Raw genomic sequence first — 21964 nt, 5'->3', positions numbered from 1 at the left:
CGGCGGAGGGGCGCTCTCTTCGTGGGGGCGTGTTCGGACCGCGGACGGCGACATTGCTGGCCCAGCGGGATGCGAAGGGGGCGTGTCCCCCGCTAGAGTGACAAATCGTGTCCACACGGATGCACTCGAACCCGCCCACGTACCCGAGGAAACCCATGGCCTCCGCACACGATTTCTTCCTGCTCGGCGACCACGAGGCCGCCAGGCAGCTCGTCGTCTCCGCCCTCCAGTCCGAGGGATTCGTCGTCACTACGACACCCACCGGCGGTCTGCTGGCCAAGCGTGGCAGCGCCGCGTCGACCTTCTGGCTCGGCGCGTGGGCCGGCAAGAACTTCCAGGTGTCCTTCCTCGTCGACTTCATGGTCGACCAGCAGGGCCGCCTGGTCGCGCGCCTCAACCGCAACATGGCCGGAGGCGCGCTGAAGGGCGGCGCGATCGGCGCCGCCAAGACCGACACGGCGTTCCAGGAGACCGCCAACGCGATCGCGGCCGTCCTGCACCCCGCCGGCGTGCTGGCCGACAGCGTCTCGCAGAAGTAACAGAAGCAACACCGCACCACCTCACCACCGACCCCGCATCCCGATCGGAGCCTCCTCACCATGACCGACCAGAACCCCAACGCCTACCCGCCCGCCGCGCCGGCCGGATACACGCCCTACCCGGCGCAGAAGAGCGGCACGAACGTGTTGGCGATCATCGCCCTCGTCGGCGCGTTCATCATCCCGCTCGCCGGCGTGATCTGCGGGCACATCGCCCTCAGCCAGATCAAGCGCACGGGTGAGAGCGGCCGCGGCCTGGCCCTCGCCGGCCTCATCATCGGCTACGTCTACATCGCCCTGATCGTGCTGTTCACGATCCTCGCGATCGTGGCCGGCATCGCAGCGGCGTCGGCGGGATACTCCAGCTACTCGTACTGAGCCGGAAGCGTCAGAGCCCCGGGCACCGCATTCTGCGGGGTCCGGGGCTCTTCGCGTGCCAGGGGGCACCGGGCTCAGCGCCCCGCGAGGTATGCGTCCTCTGCGGCGTAGTCGAAGTCCGACTCCTCGACCTCCGCGGCCCACGGCGGTGTCGGGCCGAAGGATGCGGCCCACTCGATCGCCGGACGCACGGTCACCGCATAGTCGCCTTCCGGCCGGTAGCCGAGCGCGGTGGCCGCGCTCAGATCGAGCCGGATGCCGGGCACGACGTCCCAGGGATGCCAGCCGGGCTCGGCCGCCTCGACCGGTACCTCCTCCCACGCGTGCCCCAGCGTCCTCGCGACAAGCCGCGCGATGTCGAGTCCGGTCGGGATGTCAGGGTCAGCGGCGTTGAGGATGCGGCTCCCCGGCAGCCCCGCGACGGCCTCGACGAGCGCCGCGGCATTCACCGCTGCCGTCGGATGGTCGAAGCCGCGTCCGCCGTGGGCCAGGAGCACCGCCGGGCGGCCGTCGAGCACACGGCGGACGAAGTGCCATTCGCGCGGCAGGGCCGCCCCGACGCCATGGACCTTGGACGCTCGCAGGACGGTCGCGGGATGCCCGCTGTCGAGCAGCACGCGCTCGGCCGCCACCTTGTTGCGTCCGTAGCCCTCGCGGGTCCGGTATCGCCCGTCCCAGGCCGGCTCGAGGGTGGCCTGGCCCTCGGCGACCGGACCGCCGAAGTTCGGCCGCTCCGGCGAGTTGATGTGCCGCCCCTCCCCGTCGACGTAGACGGCCTTGCTGGAGAACATCACCGTCGACCCGACCCCGCCGAGATGCGGAAGCAGGGAGCGGGCGTCCTCCGCGGTGAAGCAGAGGGCGTCGACGAGAAGGTCGACACCCTCCCCCACGGCCGCGTCCAGCGCGTCCGGGTCCCGGCGGTCGGAGGCGCGGTGCTCCACACCGGCCTCGGCGAGCTCGGCCGGCATCCGCCGCGGGTCACGTCCGGTGACCGCCACCTCCCACCCGTGGTTCGCCAGACGGAGCGCGGTCGCGCGGCCGAGCAGGCCGGTGCCGCCGAGGATCAGAGCGGAAGGCATCCCGACACCCTACCGGCTCGATATCCTGAGCCGGTGGCCAAGAAGACCCGCCCCGTGCGTGCCGCGGCGCGCCCCGATCCGTCGGTGCAGCGCGCCGAGGGGACGGTCGAGCCCGAGGAGTCGCTGAAGGAGCGGTTCCTGGGTGCGACGGAGCCGATCAAGGAACGCCTCGAGAAGCCCGTCGAGCGGGTGTCGCTGGTCGCGAAGTGGGTACAGGCTCTGCGGCCGTACCGCGTCTACATCAACTATTCGCACTCGGACGGCAACCTGCGGGCCGCGGGGATGGGCTTCCAAGCCCTGTTCGCGATCTTCGCCGCGGTCTGGCTCGGCTTCTCGGTCGCGGGGCTGTGGCTGACGAGCAACCCGGACATCTACGAGGCCCTCGTCGCGCTCATCAATCGCGCCGTGCCCGGCCTGATCGCGACGCCGACGTCGCAGGGGGTGGTCGACACCTCGCAGCTGGAGCAGGCGACCTCGTTCGGCTGGGCCGGGGCGATCGCCGCGGTGGGTCTGCTGTGGACGGCGATCGGCTGGCTCTACTACACGCGCCAGGCCGTGCGCGCGGTGTTCGGACTCAGCAGGGACACCACGAACTACGTCCTGCAGAAGATCCGCGACCTGTTCCTCGCCCTCGGCTTCGGCCTGGTGTTCGTCTTCTCTGCGACGTTGACGATCGTCAGCACGCAGGCGCTGACCTTCTTCCTCGACCTGATCGGCCTGCCCTCCGACTCCGTCGCGACGGGTCTCGTCACGCGCATCTCGAGCCTCATCGTGTCGGTGGCCCTCAACATCGTCACGCTGGGGGCGATGTTCCGGGTGATGGCCCGGGTGGCGATCCCCTGGCGGAACCTGTTCTTCGGCGTCCTCCTGGGCGCCTCGATCCTGGCCGGACTCAGCGTGCTCGGCGGCGTGCTCCTCGGCGGCGCGACCAAGAACCCGCTGCTGGCGACGTTCGCCGTCTTCATCGGTCTGCTGCTCTGGTTCAACCTCGTCTCGCGGGTCATCCTCCTCTCCGCCTCCTGGATCGCCGTGGGGATGTTCGACCAAGGGCTCTCGCCCCGCATGGTCACGCCCGAGCAGGCGGCCGCCGAGCGTGCGGCCGCAGAACACGAGGCCCGCGTGCTCGTGGCCCGTGCGGAGCTCGCGAACGCACGCCAGGATCTGGCCGAAGCCCGCTTCTTCCGCCGCCTCACGGCCCAGCGGAGCGTGGAGAAGGCGGAGCACCGGCTGAACGATCTGCTCGACAGCGGGAGCGTCGGCCGCTCCCGCTAGGCTGGATCCATGCCCACGAAACCGCTGCGAATCGCGACGATCAACACGAACGGCGTGCGCGCCGCGTTCCGCAAGGGCATGGGCGGCTGGCTCGACACGCGCGACGTCGACATCCTCGCCATCCAGGAGGTCCGCGCCTCCACGGAAGACCTCGAGCAGCTGCTCGGCTCCGACTGGGACATCGTCCACGACCCCGCCACGGCGAAGGGTCGCGCGGGCGTGGCGATCGCGAGCCGGCACCGCGCCGCCATCCACCGCGTGGAGCTCGGATCGGCCGACTTCGACAGCGCGGGCCGCTGGCTGGAGGCCGACTACGAGGTGAACGGCACGGTCGTCACCGTGGTCAGCGCCTACGTTCACTCGGGCGAGGCCGGCACCGACAAGCAGGTCGCCAAGTACACCTTCCTCGACGCGATGGAGAAGCGTCTCCCCGAGCTGCAGAAGCACAACGAGCTCGCCGTTGTGGTGGGCGACCTCAACGTCGGCCACCGCACCCTCGACATCAAGAACTGGAAGGGCAACGTCAAGCGCGCCGGCTTCCTCCCCGAGGAGCGCGCGTACTTCGACCGCTTCGTCGGCGCCGAAGGTGAGCCGGGATACAACGATGGCGCCGGCCTCGGCTGGGTCGACGTCGGGCGCAAGGCCGCCGGCGACGTGGACGGCCCCTACACCTGGTGGTCGTGGCGCGGACAGGCGTTCGACAATGACACCGGCTGGCGGATCGACTACCAGCTGGCCACCCCTGCCCTCGCGGCGCGGGTGAAGGACTACGCGGTGGACCGTGCGGCCGCCTACGACGAGCGATGGTCGGACCACACGCCTGTGGTCGTCGACTACGCCATCTGAAGCATCCGCATCCATCGATTCGAAAGCACGGACATGACCTCTCTCCCCCGTCTCTACTCGGGCATGCAGCCCTCAGCGGACTCCCTGCACCTCGGCAACTACATCGGCGCGCTCCTGCAGTGGAAAGACCTGCAGAGCACGCACGACGCGTTCTTCTCGGTCGTCGACATGCACGCGATCACGGTCGCGCAAGATCCGGCCGAGCTCCGCGAGAAGACGCGCCGCACCGCGGCGCAGTACATCGCCGCGGGCATCGACCCCTCCGCCTCCACCCTCTACGTGCAGTCGCACGTCGCCGCCCACGCGCAGCTGCAGTGGGTGCTCGCCACCCTCACCGGCTACGGCGAGGCGGCGCGCATGACGCAGTTCAAGGACAAGTCGGCCAAGCAGGGCACGGAGGCCACCTCCGTCGGCCTCTTCACGTATCCCGTGCTGATGGCCGCCGACATCCTCCTCTACGACGCCCAGGTGGTGCCGGTCGGCGACGACCAGCGGCAGCACGTCGAGCTGACGCGCGACCTCGCCGAACGGTTCAACAGCCGCTTCGGCGAGACGTTCGTCGTTCCGCAGACGCTCACTCTCTCGGAGAGCGCGCGCATCTATGACCTGCAGAACCCGTCGTCGAAGATGTCCAAGTCCGCCGACTCCGGCGCGGGCATCGTGTGGCTGCTCGACGAGCCGGACGTCACCCGCAAGAAGATCATGCGGGCCGTGACCGACACCGACGGCGTCGTCTCGTTCGACCGCGAGGGCAAGCCGGGCATCTCCAACCTGCTCAGCATCTACGGCGCCCTCAGCGGCCGCTCCATCGAGTCGATCGAGCTGGAGTACGAGGGCGCGGGTTACGGCGACTTCAAGAAGGGCCTCGCGGAGGTCGTGATCGGCACGCTCGGCCCGGTGCGGGAGCGTGCGCTCGAGCTGCTGTCCGATCCGGCGGAGCTCGACCGCATCCTCGCCCACAACGCCGCACGCGCCGACGAGGTCGCCGAGGCGACGCTGGCCAAGGTGTACGACCGCGTCGGCTTCCTGCGACGGGTCCGCTGATGACCCCGCCGCCCGCCGCGCCCGTGGTTCTCACGGGCGCGCGGGTGGTGCTCGCCGCCCCCGTGGAGGCCGATGTCGACCGCATCGCCGAGCTGTGCGTCGACCCGGCCGTCGCCGAATGGACGACGGTGCCGTCACCGTACACGCGTGAGCACGCCGTCGGGTTCGTGACCGGGATGGTGGCGGACGGCTGGATCACCGGGCGTTCCTGCACCTGGGGCATCCGCGTCGACGGCATGCTCGTCGGGATGATCGGGCTCGACGGGATCGCGGACGCCGCCGCCGAGATCGGCTTCTGGCTGGCTCCCGCGGCGCGCGGGCACGGCATCATGACCGAGGCCGTGGGGCTCGTCCTCGACTTCGCCTTCGCCGCGGCGCCCGACGGGGTGGGGCTGGAGCGCGTCGTCTGGCACGCCTACGCCGGCAACCATGCCAGCGCCGCCGTCGCCCGTCGAGCCGGTTTCGTCTTCGAGGGCATCAGCCGACAGGGAGCCGTCCAGCGCGGCCGCCGACGCGACGACTGGCAGGCCGGCCTGCTCGCCGACGATCCGCGGACCCCGGCCGACGGCTGGCCTGCGGAGACGTGGGGGTGAACCCTCCCGAGCTGGTCCTGTTCGACCTCGACGACACCCTCTTCGCACACCGGGCGGCCGTGGAGGCGGGCATCCTTCGCTACACCGCCACGCTGGGCGAACCGTACGGACGGTTGGAGGCGGCCGCACTCGGCGGCCTCTGGCACGACCTGGAGGAGGAGCACTACCACTCCTATCTCGCCGGGCGCCTCGACTTCGAGGGCCAGCGGGAGGCCCGGGCGCGCGACTTCGCCGCCCATCACGGGGTGACGCTGAGCCCCGGGGAGGCACGTGCCTGGTTCGCCGCGTACTTCGAGCACTACGTCGCGGCATGGACCCTCCACGACGATGCCGTGCCCTGTCTGGACGTGCTGGAGGCCGAGCTGCCGGGCGTGGGCTTCGGCCTCATCACGAACGGCGACCTCGCCTTCCAGCGACGCAAAGTGGAGGCTGTCGGACTCGATCGTCGCATCCCGCTGCTGGTCGCCTCCGGCGAGGTCGGCGTGGCCAAGCCGGACCCGCAGATCTTCCACCACGCCTGCGCGCGTGCGGGCGTCGCGCCCGAGCGCGCCGTCTACGTCGGCGACCGCCTCCGCACCGACGCGATCGGTGCCGCGGCAGCCGGGCTGACCGGTGTGTGGCTGGATCGCCGCGGGCAGACCCCTGCGCCCGACGACGCCGCGGAAGCCAACGCGCTCGGTGTGCGTCGCATCACCGGACTCGACGATCTCGCGGGCGTGCTCGTCGGCTGACCCGGCTCAGTTGCCCTTCGTACAGGTCTGCTCGGCCGCGGTCTGACCCGTGACGTTCGACGGCAGTGCGACGGCCGTGGAGGTCGGCGCGGGGGTGCCCGGGTCCGTCGGCGCCGCCGTGGAACCTCCCGGAGCGGTCGTCGCCGCGGGAGTGGACGTCGGAGACGGACTCGCGGCGGACGTCGCCGGCGCAGCCTCCGTCGCGGATCCCGTCGTCCCCGTCAGCTGGACGGGTGTGTCCGACGCGAGGGCCTGCTGGAGCGCAGCGACGCCGGTCGGCTCCGGGACGACACGGTTGTCGTTGTCCGGGTCCGTCATGGACGGGTACTGCAGGAACACGAAGTCGGAGAGGGGAACGCTCTTCAGCGCCAGGGCGATCGACACGAGCGTCGTCGGAGAATCGAGCGAGTCGGAGAGCTGGATGTTCGAGGTCGCGGCCTTCGCGAGCCCGTAGAGCGTGATGGGGTTGCTCAGCACACCCGCGCTGGTCGCCTTACGCAGGAGGGCGGACAGGAACAGCTGCTGGTCGCTGATGCGGCCGAGGTCGCTGCCGTCGCCGACCCCGTGCCTGCTGCGGACGAACGCCAGCGCCTGCGCGCCCACCAAGGTCTGCTCCCCCGCCGGCAAGTCGAGGCCTACGTACGGGTCCGTCACGGCCGACGCGAGGCACACCGTCACACCGCCCACGGCGTTGGACATCGCGATCACCCCGTCGAAGGAGATCTCCGCGGCGTACGGGATGGTGAGACCGGTGAGCGCCTCGGCGGTGAGCACGGTGCACGACAGCCCGCCGATCGACAGCGTGGTGTTGAACTGCGCACTCGATTCCGCCGAGCTGGGCCCGTTCGGCGTCGGGCAGGACGGGATCGGCGCCATGAGGTCGCGCGGGATGCTGATGACGGTCGCGTGCTGGTGGTCGGCCGAGAGGTGGAGCACCATCGTCACATCGTTGTTGCCGGCGCCCGAGCTGCCCGCCAGCTCGTCGGCGGTCGAGAAGGCCCCGCCCTGGCCGGTGCGCGTGTCCGTGCCCGCCAGGAGGATGTTGACCGCGCCGGACTCCGCCCCGACCGTCGGCGGTGTGATCGTCGTGCCGGACGCCGACACGAGGTGGATGGACGGCTTCAGCGAGTGGATGGTGTCGTTGACGGCGTAGGCGGTGACCGCGCCGACCGACACCACGGCGACGGCGACCACGGCCGACAGGAGCCGGACGATCGGCCCGCGAGCCGACCGGACACGCAGGCGGCCGTGCCGCACGGCGACGTTGGTCGAGGAATGTCTCACACGAGGACGTTAGACGCCGGACCTGCGCACGGGCTTGCGGCCCGATGAGGAAATCGAGAGGCGCGGCTGAGTGACCACGGAGGCGGGGTGCCGTCGGGAACACGGAAGCGCCGCCCGGCGGGCCGGGCGGCGCCTCTCGTGCTCACGGGCGATCAGGCGTTCTGGACGTCCTCGTCGACCCAGTCGAAGGTCTTGGTGACGGCCTTCTTCCAGAGGCGGAGCTGGCGGTCGCGCTCGGCGGCATCCATCTTCGGCTCCCAGCGGGAGTCCTCCTGCCAGTTCTTGCGCAGGTCGTCCAGGTCGGACCAGAACCCGACCGCGAGGCCCGCGGCGTACGCGGCACCGAGCGCGGTGGTCTCGGCGACCACCGGGCGGACGACCGGGACACCGAGGATGTCGGCCTGGAACTGCATGAGGGTGTTGTTGGCGATCATGCCGCCGTCGACCTTCAGCTCCGTGAGGTCGACGCCGGAGTCGGCGTTGACCGCGTCCAGCACCTCGCGGGTCTGGAAGGCGGTGGCCTCCAGCGCGGCACGGGCGATGTGGCCCTTGTTCACGTAGCGGGTCAGGCCGACGAGGGCTCCCCGCGCGTCCGCACGCCAGTACGGCGCGAAGAGGCCCGAGAAGGCGGGCACGAAGTACGCGCCGCCGTTGTCCTCGACCGTCTTGGCGAGCTCCTCGATCTCCGGGGCGCTCGAGATGATCCCCAGGTTGTCGCGCAGCCACTGCACGAGCGAACCGGTGACCGCGATCGAGCCCTCCAGCGCGTAGTGCGGCTTCTCGTCGCCCAGCTTGTAGCCGAGCGTCGTCAGGAGGCCGTTCTTCGAGTGGACGATCTCCTCACCCGTGTTGAAGATGAGGAAGTTGCCGGTGCCGTACGTGTTCTTCGACTCGCCCGGATCGAACGCCGCCTGGCCGAAGGTCGCGGCCTGCTGGTCGCCGAGGATGCCCGCGACAGGGACCTCACGGAGCAGGCTCGACGGCTCCACCGTGCCGTAGATCTCGGAGGAGCTCTTGATCTCCGGGAGCATCGACTTGGGCACGTTGAACGCCTCGAGGATGTCGTCGCGCCAGCTGAGCGTCTCGAGGTCCATGAACAGGGTGCGGGAGGCGTTGGTGACGTCCGTCGCGTGCACGCCGCCGTCGACGCCGCCGGTCAGGTTCCAGAGGACCCAGGTGTCGGTGGTGCCGAAGAGCAGGTCGCCGCGCTCGGCGCGCTCGCGGGCGCCCTCCACGTTCTCGAGGATCCAGACGATCTTGGTGCCGGAGAAGTAGGTCGCCAGCGGGAGGCCGACGATCGGCTTGAAGCGCTCGACGCCGCCGTCGGCCGCGAGGCGGTCGACGATGGGCTGCGTGCGGGTGTCCTGCCAGACGATGGCGTTGTAGACCGGCTCGCCGGTGTTCTTGTCCCAGACCACCGCGGTCTCGCGCTGGTTGGTGATGCCCACGGCGGCGATGTCGTGACGGGTCAGGTCGGCCTTCGAGAGCGCCTGGCCGATGACCTCGCGGGTGTTGTTCCAGATCTCGACCGGGTTGTGCTCGACCCATCCCGCCTTCGGGAAGATCTGCTCGTGCTCGAGCTGGCCGGTCGAGACGATCGACCCGGACTTGTCGAAGATGATGGCGCGGGTGCTGGTCGTGCCCTGGTCGATAGCGACGACGTAGTCGGCCATAGGTAACTCCTTTGTTCTTTGGGGAGGGGTGGTGCTGCGAAGAAGGGGGCCGACCCGGAGTCCGGGCCGGCCCCCGGAGTGCTACTTGATGATCGGGAGCAGGACGAGTGCGAGCCAGCCGGCGAGCAGACCGCCGATGACCGGCCCGACGACGGGGACCCACGAGTAGGACCAGTCGCTGCTGCCCTTGCCCTTGATCGGGAGGATGGCGTGGGCGATGCGCGGACCGAGGTCACGGGCCGGGTTGATGGCGTACCCCGTCGGACCACCGAGGCTCGCGCCGATGCCGATCACGAGGAGCGCGACGGGCAGAGCGCCGAGGGCGGCGAGGCCGACCGCCTGGCCGGGCTGGTGGCCGAACGCGATCACCACGAACACCAGCACGAACGTGCCGATGATCTCGGTGACGAGGTTCCAGCCGTAGCTGCGGATGGCCGGGCCGGTCGAGAACACGCCGAGCTTGTTCGCCGGGTCGGGCTCCTCGTCGAAGTGCTTCTTGTACGCGAGCCACGTGAACACCGCGCCGATGATCGCACCGATCAGCTGGGCGAGGATGAACAGCGCAACCGTCCCGAAGTTCACGTCCACGGTGGCGTTGCCTGCGCCGAACGTCTTCGCACCGTTGGCCACCAGACCGAGCGTCACAGCCGGGTTCAGATGGGCGCCGGAGTTGTAGGCGACGACGACGCCCGAGAACACCGCGATGCCCCAGCCGATGTTCACCATCAGGAACCCGCCGTTGAAGCCCTTGTTCTTGATGAGTGCGACGTTCGCCACGACACCGGTACCGAGGAGGACAAGCATTGCCGTGCCCACCAACTCAGACAGGAAATCTACACCGATATTGTCCACGTTGACCTTCCAGTTGTTCGGTTGACCCGCACCCTGTTGTGCGATGAGGTGTGATCCAAGTCAGGGTGGGCACTTGAACGCTATTGGCCGTACCCACCCGTAACAAGGACCGTGCTATGCACGTTCGTGCATTATCGGAGCGCCGCGGCTTCGCTCCCGTCCCCGGATTCGAGGTGCACCCGGTGGGCGGCGGCCAGTTCCGCTATGAACGCATCTTCCTCCTCGGAGCGGCGGTTTGGCGACCATCCGAGCGCGTTTGCGGTGATTTCGCCGATCTCGCGGACCAGTGCGCCGCTGATGGAGCCGGTGAACGCGAGGCTGGTGCGGCGCAGGAAGACGTCGGACAGGTGTGCGACGTGCTCGGTGCGCACCAGGTATTCGACCTCCGCGCGCGAGTAGTCGGGGGCCGCGGCGAGCGCTGCGTCGTCACCGTCCGCGCCCGCGATCGCGTCGATCACGAAGGTCGCCTTGGTGCCGTAGCGGTGCAGCAGCTGGGCGGCGCGATCCGCGCCGACATCGGCCCCGTAGCGGGCGATCCAGTCACGCTCGGCCTGCGGCGTCGACGGGAATCCGGCGCCGCCTCCGATCGGCAGGCCCAGCGTGGAGAACCGTCGGGTCGCGCCGAGCACGGTCAGGGTCTCGTTCGCGAGGTGCTCGGAGAGCGCGCGGAAGGTGGTCCACTTTCCGCCGACGAGGCTGAGCACGGTGGTGTCGCCGAGACCGGCCAGCGTGCCGGGAACGATGCGGTAGTCGCGCGAGACGAACCCCGGTGCGGTGTCGTCGTGGTGCGGGAGCGGACGGACGCCCGAGAAGCTGTAGACGATCTGGTCGCGGGTCACGGGGATCGCTGGGAAAACGTGCGAGACCAGCTCGATGAAGTAGTCGATCTCGTCCTCGGTGCAGACGGCCGGCACGTTCATGTCCGCGTCGATGTCCGTCGTGCCGACCATCACGCGGCCCTTGAGCGGGTAGATGAGCACGATGCGGCCGTCGTTGTTCTCGAAGAACATCTCGCGGCCCTGGCAGGCCTCGAGCAGACGCGGGTTGTCCAGCACGATGTGCGACCCTTTGGTCCCGCCCATGTACGTCGTGCCCTGGCCGAGCGCCGCGTTGGTCAGGTCGGTCCACGGGCCGGAGGCGTTCACGACGACCTGTGCGGTGATGGCGAACTCCTCGCCGGACTCGCGGTCGCGGACGAGCACGCCGCCGTCCTTCGTGCCGATCGCTTCGACGTAGTTGACCGCGCGGGCGTGCGGCCCGGCGGCGAGGCCATCGGCGAGCACGTCGAGCGCCAGACGCTCGGGGTCGTGCACGGAGGCGTCGAAGTAGGTGGCGGTGTACTTGAGGCCCGGGTTGAGCTCCGGGAGGGTCTCGAGGGACTTCTTGCGACCGTGGAACTTGTGGCGCGGCACGCTGCCGCCGTCGCGCGAGAAGGCGTCGTAGATGGTCAGGCCGGTCTTGATGAGGAACGCGCCGCGCTCCTTCGGCTTGCCCTGCTTGTGGGTGAGGAATCGGAGCGGAGCGGCGAGGATGCCCGAGAACGTCGAGTAGATCGGGATGGTCGTCTGCAGCGGCTTGACGTAGTGGGGCGCAATCTTGAGCAGGCCGTTGCGCTCGGTGACCGACTCCTTGACGAGCCGGAACTCGCCGTTCTCCAGGTACCGGATCCCGCCGTGGATCATGTGGCTGGAGGCGGCCGACGCTCCCGAGACGAAGTCGTTGCGCTCGACGAGGACGACGTCGATGCCCTGGAGGGCGAGGTCCCGGAAGGTGCCGAGACCGTTGATGCCGCCGCCGATGATGACGACCTGGGCGGTGGGACGGTCCTGGAGGCGCTTGACCTCGCTGCGGACGCTCGACGTCGCTGTCACGGGAACTCCTGTACTTCTGTCGATCGGTGAAGGGGGCAGCTATAGTCTTGGGTGCCCCGACAACTTCGATCAAGCCGGTTGCACATACGTGCAGACCCCTCCCGAGCCGAGAAGACGACCCCGATGACCTCTCCCGAGACCGAGACCCTCCCCGACAAGGTGCGCGACGCCCTCAAGGCCGGGCACCTCTACTACATGCAGGACCTCACGATGGAGGCCATCGCGCACGAGATGCACACGTCGCGCTCCAGCGTCTCCCGGCTTCTCAGCTACGCGCGCACGTCCGGTCTGGTCACCATCCAGATCGCGCAGCCGCACGAGCGCGCCACGCGCATCCAGCAGGAGATCCACGACCGGTACGGCATCGCCGCGCACATCGTCCCGATGCCGAGCGCCATCAGTGACGTCGACCGCCTCGAGCGCGTCGCCATCTCCGCTGCACGGATTCTCGACCGCTTCATCGACTCGAATCAGACGGTCGGCGTCGCGTGGGGGTCCACCATGAGCGCGCTCAGCCGCCACCTCATCCCCAAGGAGCTGCACAACGTGGAGTTCGTGCAGCTCAACGGGGCCGGCAACACCTATACGACCGGTGTGCTGTACGCGTCCGAGATCCTGCGCCGCTTCGGCGACACCTACTCCGGCACGATCCAGGAGTTCCCGGTGCCTGCTCTCTTCGACGACCCGCAGACCAAGGTCGCGATGTGGCGCGAGCGCAGCACGCGCCGCATCCTGGACATCCAGGAGCGGATGGACGTCGCCCTCTTCGGACTCGGCTCCCCGTTCTCGGAGGTGCGCTCGCACGTCTACGCCGGCGGCTACCTCGACCAGGCCGACTACGCGTCGCTCGACGAGTCCGGGGTGGTCGGCGACGTGGCCACCGTGTTCTTCCGCGAAGACGGCAGCCACCACGATATCCCCCTGAACCAGCGGGCCAGCGGTCCGGACATCGACCTGATCAAGCGCGTGCCGCGTCGCGTCTGCATCGTGTCGGGGCCGTCGAAGGTGCACAGCCTGCGGGGTGCTCTCGCGGCCGGGCTGATCACCGACCTCGTCGTCGACGAGGGCACCGCGCGGGCGCTCGTGGCCCGCGACGATGACACCACGTCGCGCGGGGAATAGTCCGGCCCAGGGGACGTTGACTACACTCGACAACAGAACAACGTGCTCCGGGGTCGGTGAGAGTCCGAACCGGCGGTCAGAGTCCGCGAGCGGGCGGCGTGCGAACGCCTCCTGCTGAACCGGTGGAATTCCGGTACCGACGGTAATGCGTGCAGGCGTGAGCCCGCTCGCTCAGTCCGGATGGGAGGCAGCACGAAGCGGTGGTCGGCGACGACCGCCGCCCGCGCGACCCCGGGATACGTCCGCCTTCGAAAGACAGGACCCCCATCCCATGACCCGGGAAGCAGCGATGCGCACCGCGCTCGAGCTGGCGGCCAACGGCCCGGCGACCGGCGTCAACCCGCGCGTCGGCTGCGTCATCCTCGGCCCCGACGGTGGCGTGATCGCCCAGGGCTGGCACCGCGGCGCCGGCACGGCGCACGCGGAGGTGGACGCCCTCTCCCAGCTGCCCGAGGGCGGCGCCCGTGGAGCCACGGCCGTCGTCACTCTCGAGCCGTGCAACCACTGGGGCCTCACGGGGCCCTGCTCCGAGGCCCTCATCGCCGCCGGCGTCGCCGAGGTGATCTACGGCGTCGACGACCCGGGCCGCAGCTCCGGCGGCGGAGCCGAGCGCCTGCGCGAGGCCGGCGTCGTGGTGACCGGAGGTGTGCTCGCAGACGAGATCGAGGCGTTCCTCGGCGACTGGCTGATGGCCGCACGTCTCGGGCGCCCGCACATCACGGTCAAGTGGGCCAGCAGTCTCGACGGCCGCGCCGCAGCGGTGGACGGCACCAGCAAGTGGATCACCGGCACGGCCGCGCGCCAGCGTGTCCACGAGCAGCGGGAGGCGTCGGACGCGATCGTCGTCGGCACCGGCACCGTGCTCGCCGACGACCCGAGCCTGACCGCGCGCGGCGATGCGGGCGAGCTGCTCCCGCAGCAGCCGACGCCGGTCGTGGTCGGCACGCGCGCCGTCCCGAACGACGCCGCCGTCTTCCGCCACCCGCGACCGGTGATCTTCGAGGGCACCCACGACCTCCGCGCCGTCATCGCCGACCTGCACCAGCGCGGCTTCCGCCGGGTGTACGTCGAGGGCGGCCCCACGCTCGCGAGCGCCTTCGTCGCCGCAGGCCTGGTCGACGAGTACGCGATCTACCTCGCTCCGACCCTCCTCGGCGGTCCGCGCCTCGCGCTCGGCGAGATCGGCGTCGACACCATCGACGAGCAGCGCCGCCTGCGCATCCTCGGCGTCGAAGAGCTCGGCGGCGACCTCTACGTGCGGGCGGAGCCCATCCCGTCCTCCACCCGCTCCATCGACCCCGCCCGCTCCATCGACCCCGCCCGCTCCATCGACCCCGCCCAGGAAGGCTGACATGTTCACCGGAATCATCGAAGAGCTCGGCGAGATCACCGCCGTCGAGCGCGTCGCCGACGCGGCGCGGATCACGGTGCGCGGGTCGCTCGCCGTGAGCGACGCGGCGCACGGAGACTCCATCTCGGTGAGCGGGGTGTGCCTCACCGTGATCGGTCAGGACGCGCAGACATTCACCGCCGACGTCATGGCCGAGACACTCGCGATGAGCACTCTCGACGACGTCGCGCCCGGCCGCCGGGTCAACCTCGAGCGCGCGGCGCAGGTCGGCGATCGCCTCGGCGGACACATCGTGCAGGGCCACATCGACGGCACCGCGACCGTGCTCTCCGTCACCGACGGGAGCGCCTGGCGCGTCGTGCGCCTCAGCCTCGACCCGGAGCACGCGCCGCTGGTGGTGCGCAAGGGCTCCATCGCCGTTGACGGCGTCTCACTGACCGTGAGCGCCGTCGGCGGCGGACGCGAGGACGGCTGGTTCGAGGTTTCCCTGATCCCGGAGACGCTGTCGGCGACCACGCTCGGCGACCGCGTGCCGGGCGATCGCGTCAACATCGAGACGGACATCCTCGCCCGTCACGTGGAACGCATGCTCGCCCTGAGCGAGCGCGACGAACGGAGTGCGTCATGAGTCTGGCATCGATCCCGGAGGCTCTCGCCGAGCTGCGCGCCGGCCGGCCGGTCATCGTCGTGGACAACGAGAGCCGCGAGAACGAGGGCGACGTCGTCCTCGCCGCGGAGCTCGCGAGCCAGGAGTGGATCGCGTGGACGGTGAAGAACTCGTCCGGTTTCATCTGCGCCCCGATGACGAACGAGATCGCCGACCGCCTGGAACTGCCGGTGATGGTCGCCACGAACGAGGACGCCCGCGGGACGAACTACACGGTGAGCGTCGACGCCGCGGACCGCCTCTCCACCGGCATCAGCGCCGCCGACCGCGCGCACACCCTGCGCGTGCTCGCCGATCGGGACTCGCAGCCCACCAGCCTGCACCGGCCCGGCCACATCCTCCCCCTCCGCGCGGTGGAGGGCGGCGTACGCGAGCGCGACGGCCACACCGAGGCGGCGGTCGACCTGTTGAAGCTCGCGGGGATGACGCCGGTCGGCGCGATCGCCGAGATCGTGGCGGACGACGGCGAGATGATGCGCCTGCCCGGCCTCATCGAGCTCGGCGAGCGCGAGGGTGTGCTCGTCATCACGATCGAGGCGCTGATCGCGTACCTGCAGGAGTTCCACTGCGACCAGCAGCTGGAATCGGTCACCCCCGTGCCCGAGACCTCCCGCGTCATCTTCGAGGTCGAGACCACCGTGCCGACGACCCACGGCCCGTTCACGATGCGCGCGTACCGCGACCGGATGACCGGCGCCGACCATGTCGCCATCGTCGCCGGCGACCCCGCCGCCACGGGCACCCTGGTGCGCGTGCACTCGGAGTGCCTGACCGGCGAGGCCTTCGGCTCGCTGAAATGCGAGTGCGGGCCGCAGCTCGACGCCGCGCTCGACACCATCCAGCGCGACGGCGGGGTCGTCGTCTACCTGCGTGGCCACGAGGGACGCGGCATCGGCCTGATCAACAAGCTGCGTGCCTACAAGCTGCAGGAGGAGGGCCTCGACACACTCGACGCCAACCTCGCCCTCGGCCTGCCCATCGACGCCCGCGACTACGGCGCGGCCACGGCCATCCTGCAGGACCTCGGCATCGAGTCCGTGCGCCTGCTGACCAACAACCCGGAGAAGGTGCGCCAGCTCGAGGAGCACGGCATCGACGTCGCCGAGCGTGTGCCGCTCGTCGTCGGCGTCGGCGCCTTCAACGAGGGCTATCTGGAGACCAAGCGGGACCGCATGGGTCACGCGATCGGGAGCATCGACCGGACCCCGATGGACGACACGGCTGCGATCGCAGCGGAGAGGACCACACGATGAGCGGAGCGGGAGCCCCGGAGACCACCGGACGGATCGACGGAAGCGGCCTGAACGTCGTGATCGTCGCCGGCACCTGGCACGAGCAGATCACGGACGGCCTGATCGCGGGCGCCCAGCGCACCCTCGACGCCGCGGGGGCGACCTGGTCGCTCGTCCGTGTGCCGGGAAGCTTCGAGCTCCCCGTCGTCAGCAAGGCGGCGCTCGAGTCCGGTGCCGACGCGGTCGTGGCGCTCGGCGTCATCATCCGCGGCGGCACCCCGCATTTCGAGTACGTCTCGGCGGCAGCGACGGACGGCCTCACCCGCGTCGCGCTCGACACCGGCAAGCCGGTCGGGTTCGGCGTGCTGACGCTCGACGACGAAGCCCAGGGCATCGACCGCGCCGGCCTCCCCGGCTCCAAGGAGGACAAGGGCGAGGAGGCGGCGCACGCGGCACTCGCCACCGCGCTCGTCCTTCGGGGATTGCGGGGCTGAGCTCGGCGCTGAGGGTCTGGCTGCTACGGCTTCCAGACCATCAGCACCACGACCGCGACCAGGAACAGCGTCGCCACGCCGGAGCCGGCCGCGATGGCCGGGTACTTCGAGACGGTTCCGCCCTCGATGGCTTCGGCGGCGCGCCGCATCGTCGGGACGACCAGGAACAGCGTGAGGCCGAGAGCCACCACATAGAGGATGATCGACCACAGGATCCACGGGGTGACGATGCTGAGATCGTACTTCTTGTCGGCCAGACTCATCGCTCCGAAGCCGAACACGATCACGAGCAGCGACAGCAGCGCGGTGAGGTTGGTCGACTTGGCGAGTACCTGGACCTGCCCGGCGTTCCCCGCACGCACCGCGCGCATCGCCGTCATCGGGAGGATGGCCATCGGTCCGACGATGAAGACGGCCGAGACCACGTGCAGGACGTTGAACAGAGTATCCATGCGCCCAGCCTAGCGATGCGCCGGATTCGTGCGTCCCGCGGGGCGCGCATAAGCTGGAGGATGCGCCACAAGCGCTTCCCTCTCCCCTCTCCCGCCTCACCAGCTCCCGACGCCCGATCGACGCCGGCACGCCTCGCGGTCTCGCCTCCCGTCTCGGAAGTACTCCACGCATGTCTACGACGGCCTCCGTCAACTCCCCCTCCCCCGCACCCGCGAACACGCGCGGCCGCGTCATCCTCGCCAGCCTCATCGGCACCTCGATCGAGTTCTACGACTTCTACGTCTACGCGACCGCGGCCGTACTGGTCTTCCCGTCGCTGTTCTTCACCAGTGAGGACCCGACCGCCGCGCTGCTGTCGTCGTTCGCCGTCTTCGGCGTCGCCTTCATCGCGCGCCCCGTCGGGTCCATCCTGTTCGGCCACTTCGGCGACCGGATCGGCCGCAAGGGCACCCTGGTCGGCTCGCTCCTCACCATGGGAATCGCGACCGTGCTCATCGGCTGCCTCCCCACCGCGCAGACGCCGGGCTGGGAGTTCTGGGCGCCGTTCCTGCTGGTCGTGATGCGGTTCTGCCAGGGCCTCGGCCTCGGCGGCGAATGGAGCGGCGCCGCCCTCCTGGCGACCGAGAACGCGCCGGCCGGCAAGCGTGCGATCTATGGGACCTTCCCGCAGCTGGGCGCACCGATCGGCTTCATCGTCGCCAACGTGCTCTTCCTCATCCTGAACCTGTCGATGAGCGCGGACGCCTTCGCCGCCTGGGGCTGGCGTGTCCCGTTCCTGCTCAGCGCCGTGCTCGTCATCGTCGGCCTCTACGTGCGCCTCAAACTGGTGGAGACGCCGGCCTTCCAGAAGGTCGTCGACGAGGGTGAGGTGGCGAAGCTTCCGCTCGCCCGCGTCTTCAGGACCAGCTGGTGGCAGATCGTCCTCGGCACCTTCATCATGCTGGCGACCTACGTGCTGTTCTACCTGATGACCGCGTTCACGCTCACGTACGGAACCACCGCAGGCTCCGCCGATGCCGCTCGCGCCGCGGCCGAGAAGGCCGGCAAGGCGTTCGACCCGGCGACCTTCGTCCCCGGCCTGGGATACACGCGCAACGACTTCCTCATCATGCTCATCATCGGGGTCGTGTTCTTCGGCGTGTTCACGCTCGTCGCCGGACCGTTGGCCGAGCGGTTCGGACGTCGCAGGACGCTGATCTGGGTGACGATCGGGATCATCGTGTTCGGGCTGCTGTTCGTGCCCCTCTTCGCGGGCGGCACGATCGGCACGATGGCCCTCCTGATCGTCGGCTTCACCCTGATGGGTCTCACGTTCGGCCCGATGGGCGCCGAACTGCCGGAGCTGTTCCCGACCAACGTGCGCTACACCGGCTCCGCGATCGCGTACAACTTGTCGAGCGTGCTCGGTGCAGCCGTCGCGCCCACGATCGCCGTGTGGCTGTGGACCGTCGGAGGCGGCTCCACCGTGTGGGTCGGCGTCTACCTGTCGCTCGCCGGTCTGCTCACGCTCGGCGCCCTCCTGCTCTCCAAAGAGACGAAGGACATCGACTTCACCGAGAACGTGAGCTGATCTCCTGTCACAGGGAGAAGGCCCCGCGGATCCATGATCCGCGGGGCCTTCCGCCTGTCTGCGACGAGTGGCGCGACCTCAGTGCCGGTCGCTGCCCGCCGACTTCTGGAACACGTCGCCGGGCGACGACGCACCCGAGCCCGTCGGCGCCACCGGGCCGGCAGGAGCAGCGGGAGCCGGCGCGGGCGGCACCTTGCCCTTCGGCTGGGGCTGGTCGTCGATCAGCGCCTGCAGCGTCTGCGCGTCGGACTTCGCCTGGTCGTCCGCCTCGTTCAGCGTCTTGACCGCGTCGCGCAGCGCGTCCGTGTTCGACGCGACGGTCTTGTTGAGCTTCGTGGCGTTCGCCGCGATGGTGTCGAGCGTGTCGCCGAGCTGGGCGATGAAGCCCGACAGGGCGGGCTCGGCGGTACCACCACTCGATCCGCCGACCTGGTACTCCTGGACCAGTTTCGCGGCGTCCGCCACCGTCGCCGCGTCGATCCGCTTGGCGTGGTCGAGGACGGTCTCGCCGTCGACTCCGACCTTCTTGCCGGATGCTGCCATGGGTTCTCCCTTCTACGGCACCGGGTGCGCATGCGCTCGCGGACCGGCCCCGGCCACGGCCGGGGACGATCCGCGAGCGGCGTCGTTCAGAGCGAGAAGCGCCCGGCGGACGACTTGTCCGACGACACGTAGTGCTGCGAGATCTCATCCGTCTTGTTCGAGATCTGCTCGAGCAGCGTGTTCAGCGCGGTGAGGGACTGCGTCCACTTGCGCTGGGCGTCGTCGTACGCCGTCTGCGCCTGACCATCCCAGGAGGCTCGGAGCTTCCCGACCTCGGACTCGAGCTGCTCGAGCTGGGACTTGATGCCATTGGCACCGGTACGGATCTGGCCGGAGAGAGCGGTGAGCTGTCCGGGGTCGACCGACATCGACTGCATGTTGAAAACCTTTCCTGCTGCCTGGGCCTCTCGGCTCAGGAGCCCATCATCGACGAGAGACCGGAGATCGTCTGCTGGTGCGACTCCTCCGTGCGGACCTGGTCCTTCTCGGTGCCGCTCAGGGCGTCCTCGAGAGTGATGAGCACGTCGTTCAGCTTGCGCGTCTCCTCGTCCCACCGGGACATGAGCTGGGTGAACGCACCCGCCGCCTCGCCGGTCCAGAATCCGCGGAGCTGCTCGATCTCACCGCGGACGAACTTGACCTGCTGGTCGATGCCCGACTTCGCGGTACCGACGGCCTGGGCTCCGCGCTTGAGCGCACCCTCTTCTGCTGAGATCACATCAGCCATGACACTCCATTCCTGATTCCATCGCTTGTTCGCACGGCAAGACCCCCCAACTCACCGACATGCAGAGCGCAATTGAGGTCATGTCGACATCCGCCACGGTATTGGCGTTCGGGGGTGGACGCAACCTCTCCGCGCGGATATCAGTGGTAGCACCCATGCGCGGGCCACTGCGCGTCGGCTTGGGTAGGATGGGTGGGCGTGGCACGACACGCCGCCCGACCACGCAGCGGCGTCCACGAGCACAGCAGCGGCGTCCACGAGCACAAGGGTCGTCCAGTCGCACAGGGGGAGGCACGGACCGGGTGAGTCAATCCGTCAGCACAGTACGGGCGCTCCTGCGCATCTCGGTCCAGAGCGAAGGACGCCGCCTCGACGTCGGCGTGCCGGCGCACCTCCCGCTCATCGAGCTCATGCCGGGCTTCGCCCGCAGCCTGGGCGTGCTCGACCCGACCATGACCCATGTCGGCTACACGCTGCAGCGCGCCGACGGCAGCACCGTCGACCCGAGTCGCGGCGCCCTCGACCAGGGCCTCCAGGAGGGCGAGCTGCTGACGCTCGCCCGGGGCGCGCTGCTCGCCGAGCCGCTCGTGTACGACGACATCGTCGAGGCCGTGCTCGACGCGACGACAGAGCAGCACCGTCCCTGGACTCCTGCCGACAACACCCGCACCGCCCTCGCCGTGAGCTTGACGATGCTCGGCGTGTGCGCGGTGCTGCTCGTCGCCGCCGGGCACGCGCTCGCGATCGGTCTCATCGTCGCGATCTGCGGAGCGGTCCTCCTGGTCACCACCTCGGCCGTGCTCTCGCGTGTCGGCCAGCCGGAGGCGGGATGCGGCCTGGGCCTCGCGTCCGCGGCCTTCGGCGCCGTCGCCGGCTACCTGGCCGTCCCCGGCGCGTGGGACCTCTGGGGGTGGCCGCTCGCGGCCGCGGGCCTCGGCGCGGTCGTGGTCGGCGGGGCGGCCCTGGCTCTGACCCCCTACCGGCCGGAGCTGCAGCTCATCCCCGTCGCCGCCGGGGCCGCGATCGGCATCCCGGCCGTCATCACGGGTCTGCTCCCCGGCGCGCAGACAGCCGCCTACTCGCTCACGGTCGCGATCGTCGCGACGCTCGCGAACGCCCTCCCGTGGCTCGCCCTCAGCTCGACCCGCCTGCGGGTCATCAGCCCGCAGAGCGACAGCGAGGTGTTCGCCGCGCCCGCGCCGATCGACGCGGAGGATGTGCGCCGCCGGGCGGCCGCCGGACAGCGCGCCCTCGTCGCCCTGCGCCTCGCCCTCGGCCTCGCCGTGCTCGCCGCGACGCCGGTCGTCGCCGGATCCACCCCGCTCGGAGCCGTGCTGTGCGCGCTCGCCTTCGTCGGACTCATGTTCCCAGCGCGCCAGAGCTATTCGCGCAGCAACGTGCTCACTCTGATGGCCCTCGGCACCGCCGGCGTCGCCGCGACCGGGCTGACCGTCGCTGTCGCCCAACCGGGACTGATCCCCACGCTGCTCGTCGTGCTCGGCGCCGTGACGGTGATCACGATCGTCGTCACGCTCCTCGACCCCCGCGTGCGCGTCCGTCTCGGCCGCCTCGCGGACACCGCGGAGGTCGTGGTGCTGGCCCTGCTCCTGCCGATCGGCGTGATCGCCGCCGGGCTGGCCTGA

Annotated in this window: 23 protein-coding genes and 1 riboswitch; of the genes, 14 read left to right on the top strand and 9 right to left on the bottom strand. The window is 69.9% G+C overall.

What is annotated here, in order from left to right:
• The first annotated feature begins 155 nt into the window (after positions 1–155).
• Together IT072_RS05670 and IT072_RS05665 are read left to right on the top strand one after the other, a co-directional pair.
• Positions 156–539, top strand: coding sequence for a hypothetical protein (locus IT072_RS05670; RefSeq protein ID WP_223359982.1), 384 nt, complete (start codon positions 156–158; stop codon positions 537–539).
• Between the two features lie 60 nt (positions 540–599).
• Entirely contained in the window at positions 600–917 is a 318-nt protein-coding gene (locus IT072_RS05665) for a DUF4190 domain-containing protein (RefSeq protein ID WP_223359981.1), read from the top strand.
• 74 nt (positions 918–991) lie between these two features.
• On the opposite strand, the gene IT072_RS05660 is transcribed toward IT072_RS05665, so the two are convergent.
• Positions 992–1996 (bottom strand): NAD-dependent epimerase/dehydratase family protein, encoded by a 1005-nt coding sequence (locus tag IT072_RS05660; protein WP_223359980.1) that lies wholly within the window; start codon positions 1994–1996, stop codon positions 992–994.
• A 33-nt stretch (positions 1997–2029) separates the two neighbouring features.
• Between IT072_RS05660 and IT072_RS05655 the strand changes: the two genes are divergently transcribed.
• From IT072_RS05655 to IT072_RS05635, 5 genes are read left to right on the top strand one after another with little or no spacing between them, the layout of a single operon-like run.
• Entirely contained in the window at positions 2030–3268 is a 1239-nt protein-coding gene (locus IT072_RS05655) for a YihY/virulence factor BrkB family protein (RefSeq protein WP_223359979.1), read from the top strand.
• Between the two features lie 9 nt (positions 3269–3277).
• Complete coding sequence (locus IT072_RS05650; protein WP_223359978.1) at positions 3278–4114, top strand: exodeoxyribonuclease III; 837 nt, start codon at positions 3278–3280, stop codon at positions 4112–4114.
• Positions 4115–4147: 33 nt separating this feature from the next.
• Positions 4148–5158 carry a tryptophan--tRNA ligase gene (gene trpS / locus IT072_RS05645; RefSeq protein WP_223359977.1) on the top strand — a complete coding sequence of 337 codons (1011 nt, stop codon included), beginning with the start codon at positions 4148–4150 and terminating at the stop codon, positions 5156–5158.
• Entirely contained in the window at positions 5158–5751 is a 594-nt protein-coding gene (locus tag IT072_RS05640) for a GNAT family N-acetyltransferase (protein ID WP_223359976.1), read from the top strand. Before trpS ends, IT072_RS05640 begins: the two co-directional genes overlap by 1 nt.
• Complete coding sequence (locus IT072_RS05635) at positions 5748–6482, top strand: HAD family hydrolase (RefSeq protein WP_223359975.1); 735 nt, start codon at positions 5748–5750, stop codon at positions 6480–6482. The genes IT072_RS05640 and IT072_RS05635 overlap by 4 nt, the downstream gene beginning before the upstream one ends.
• A 6-nt stretch (positions 6483–6488) precedes the next feature.
• Here the strand turns inward: IT072_RS05635 and IT072_RS05630 are convergent, their stop codons facing one another.
• The 4 genes from IT072_RS05630 to IT072_RS05615 all read right to left on the bottom strand — a co-directional run bounded on the left by IT072_RS05630 (position 6489) and on the right by IT072_RS05615 (position 12162).
• Positions 6489–7766 (bottom strand): LCP family protein, encoded by a 1278-nt coding sequence (locus IT072_RS05630; RefSeq protein WP_223359974.1) that lies wholly within the window; start codon positions 7764–7766, stop codon positions 6489–6491.
• Between the two features lie 152 nt (positions 7767–7918).
• Positions 7919–9439: a glycerol kinase GlpK gene (gene glpK / locus IT072_RS05625; protein ID WP_223359973.1), complete on the bottom strand. Its 1521-nt coding sequence runs from the start codon at positions 9437–9439 to the stop codon at positions 7919–7921.
• 81 nt (positions 9440–9520) lie between these two features.
• Positions 9521–10243, bottom strand: coding sequence for an MIP/aquaporin family protein (locus IT072_RS05620; protein WP_374758291.1), 723 nt, complete (start codon positions 10241–10243; stop codon positions 9521–9523).
• Positions 10244–10422: 179 nt separating this feature from the next.
• Complete coding sequence (locus tag IT072_RS05615; RefSeq protein WP_223359971.1) at positions 10423–12162, bottom strand: glycerol-3-phosphate dehydrogenase/oxidase; 1740 nt, start codon at positions 12160–12162, stop codon at positions 10423–10425.
• Positions 12163–12285: 123 nt separating this feature from the next.
• Between IT072_RS05615 and IT072_RS05610 the strand changes: the two genes are divergently transcribed.
• From IT072_RS05610 to ribH, 5 genes are all read left to right on the top strand, one after another.
• A complete protein-coding gene (locus IT072_RS05610; RefSeq protein ID WP_223359970.1) occupies positions 12286–13284 on the top strand; it encodes a sugar-binding transcriptional regulator in 999 nt (332 codons plus the stop codon).
• 39 nt (positions 13285–13323) lie between these two features.
• Positions 13324–13481: riboswitch (FMN riboswitch) on the top strand.
• Positions 13482–13555: 74 nt separating this feature from the next.
• Positions 13556–14635 (top strand): bifunctional diaminohydroxyphosphoribosylaminopyrimidine deaminase/5-amino-6-(5-phosphoribosylamino)uracil reductase RibD, encoded by a 1080-nt coding sequence (gene ribD, locus IT072_RS05605; protein WP_223359969.1) that lies wholly within the window; start codon positions 13556–13558, stop codon positions 14633–14635.
• 1 nt (position 14636) lies between these two features.
• Positions 14637–15263: a riboflavin synthase gene (locus IT072_RS05600; protein ID WP_223359968.1), complete on the top strand. Its 627-nt coding sequence runs from the start codon at positions 14637–14639 to the stop codon at positions 15261–15263.
• Positions 15260–16555 carry a GTP cyclohydrolase II gene (gene ribA / locus IT072_RS05595; protein ID WP_223359967.1) on the top strand — a complete coding sequence of 432 codons (1296 nt, stop codon included), beginning with the start codon at positions 15260–15262 and terminating at the stop codon, positions 16553–16555. Before IT072_RS05600 ends, ribA begins: the two co-directional genes overlap by 4 nt.
• A complete protein-coding gene (gene ribH, locus IT072_RS05590) occupies positions 16552–17028 on the top strand; it encodes a 6,7-dimethyl-8-ribityllumazine synthase (protein ID WP_223359966.1) in 477 nt (158 codons plus the stop codon). Before ribA ends, ribH begins: the two co-directional genes overlap by 4 nt.
• Before the next feature lie 23 nt (positions 17029–17051).
• On the opposite strand, the gene IT072_RS05585 is transcribed toward ribH, so the two are convergent.
• The gene (locus IT072_RS05585; protein ID WP_223359965.1) at positions 17052–17480 is read right to left on the bottom strand and encodes a DUF2269 family protein; all 429 of its coding nucleotides are present in this window, start codon (positions 17478–17480) and stop codon (positions 17052–17054) included.
• Between the two features lie 170 nt (positions 17481–17650).
• Here IT072_RS05585 and IT072_RS05580 point away from each other — a divergent pair, with 170 nt between their 5' ends.
• A complete protein-coding gene (locus IT072_RS05580; protein ID WP_223359964.1) occupies positions 17651–19051 on the top strand; it encodes an MFS transporter in 1401 nt (466 codons plus the stop codon).
• 78 nt (positions 19052–19129) lie between these two features.
• Here IT072_RS05580 and IT072_RS05575 read toward each other — a convergent pair whose 3' ends face one another.
• The 3 genes from IT072_RS05575 to IT072_RS05565 form a co-directional block, all read right to left on the bottom strand.
• Positions 19130–19594 carry a hypothetical protein gene (locus tag IT072_RS05575; protein ID WP_223359963.1) on the bottom strand — a complete coding sequence of 155 codons (465 nt, stop codon included), beginning with the start codon at positions 19592–19594 and terminating at the stop codon, positions 19130–19132.
• Between the two features lie 86 nt (positions 19595–19680).
• Positions 19681–19971: a WXG100 family type VII secretion target gene (locus tag IT072_RS05570; protein WP_021765178.1), complete on the bottom strand. Its 291-nt coding sequence runs from the start codon at positions 19969–19971 to the stop codon at positions 19681–19683.
• A 35-nt stretch (positions 19972–20006) separates the two neighbouring features.
• Complete coding sequence (locus IT072_RS05565) at positions 20007–20321, bottom strand: WXG100 family type VII secretion target (protein ID WP_025159493.1); 315 nt, start codon at positions 20319–20321, stop codon at positions 20007–20009.
• Between the two features lie 302 nt (positions 20322–20623).
• Here IT072_RS05565 and eccD point away from each other — a divergent pair, with 302 nt between their 5' ends.
• Positions 20624–21964 (top strand): type VII secretion integral membrane protein EccD, encoded by a 1341-nt coding sequence (gene eccD, locus IT072_RS05560; RefSeq protein ID WP_223359962.1) that lies wholly within the window; start codon positions 20624–20626, stop codon positions 21962–21964.

Source organism: Leifsonia sp. ZF2019, from assembly GCF_019924635.1.
Classification (GTDB): Bacteria; Actinomycetota; Actinomycetes; order Actinomycetales; family Microbacteriaceae; genus Leifsonia.
This window is presented reverse-complemented; position numbering and strand designations above follow the sequence as displayed.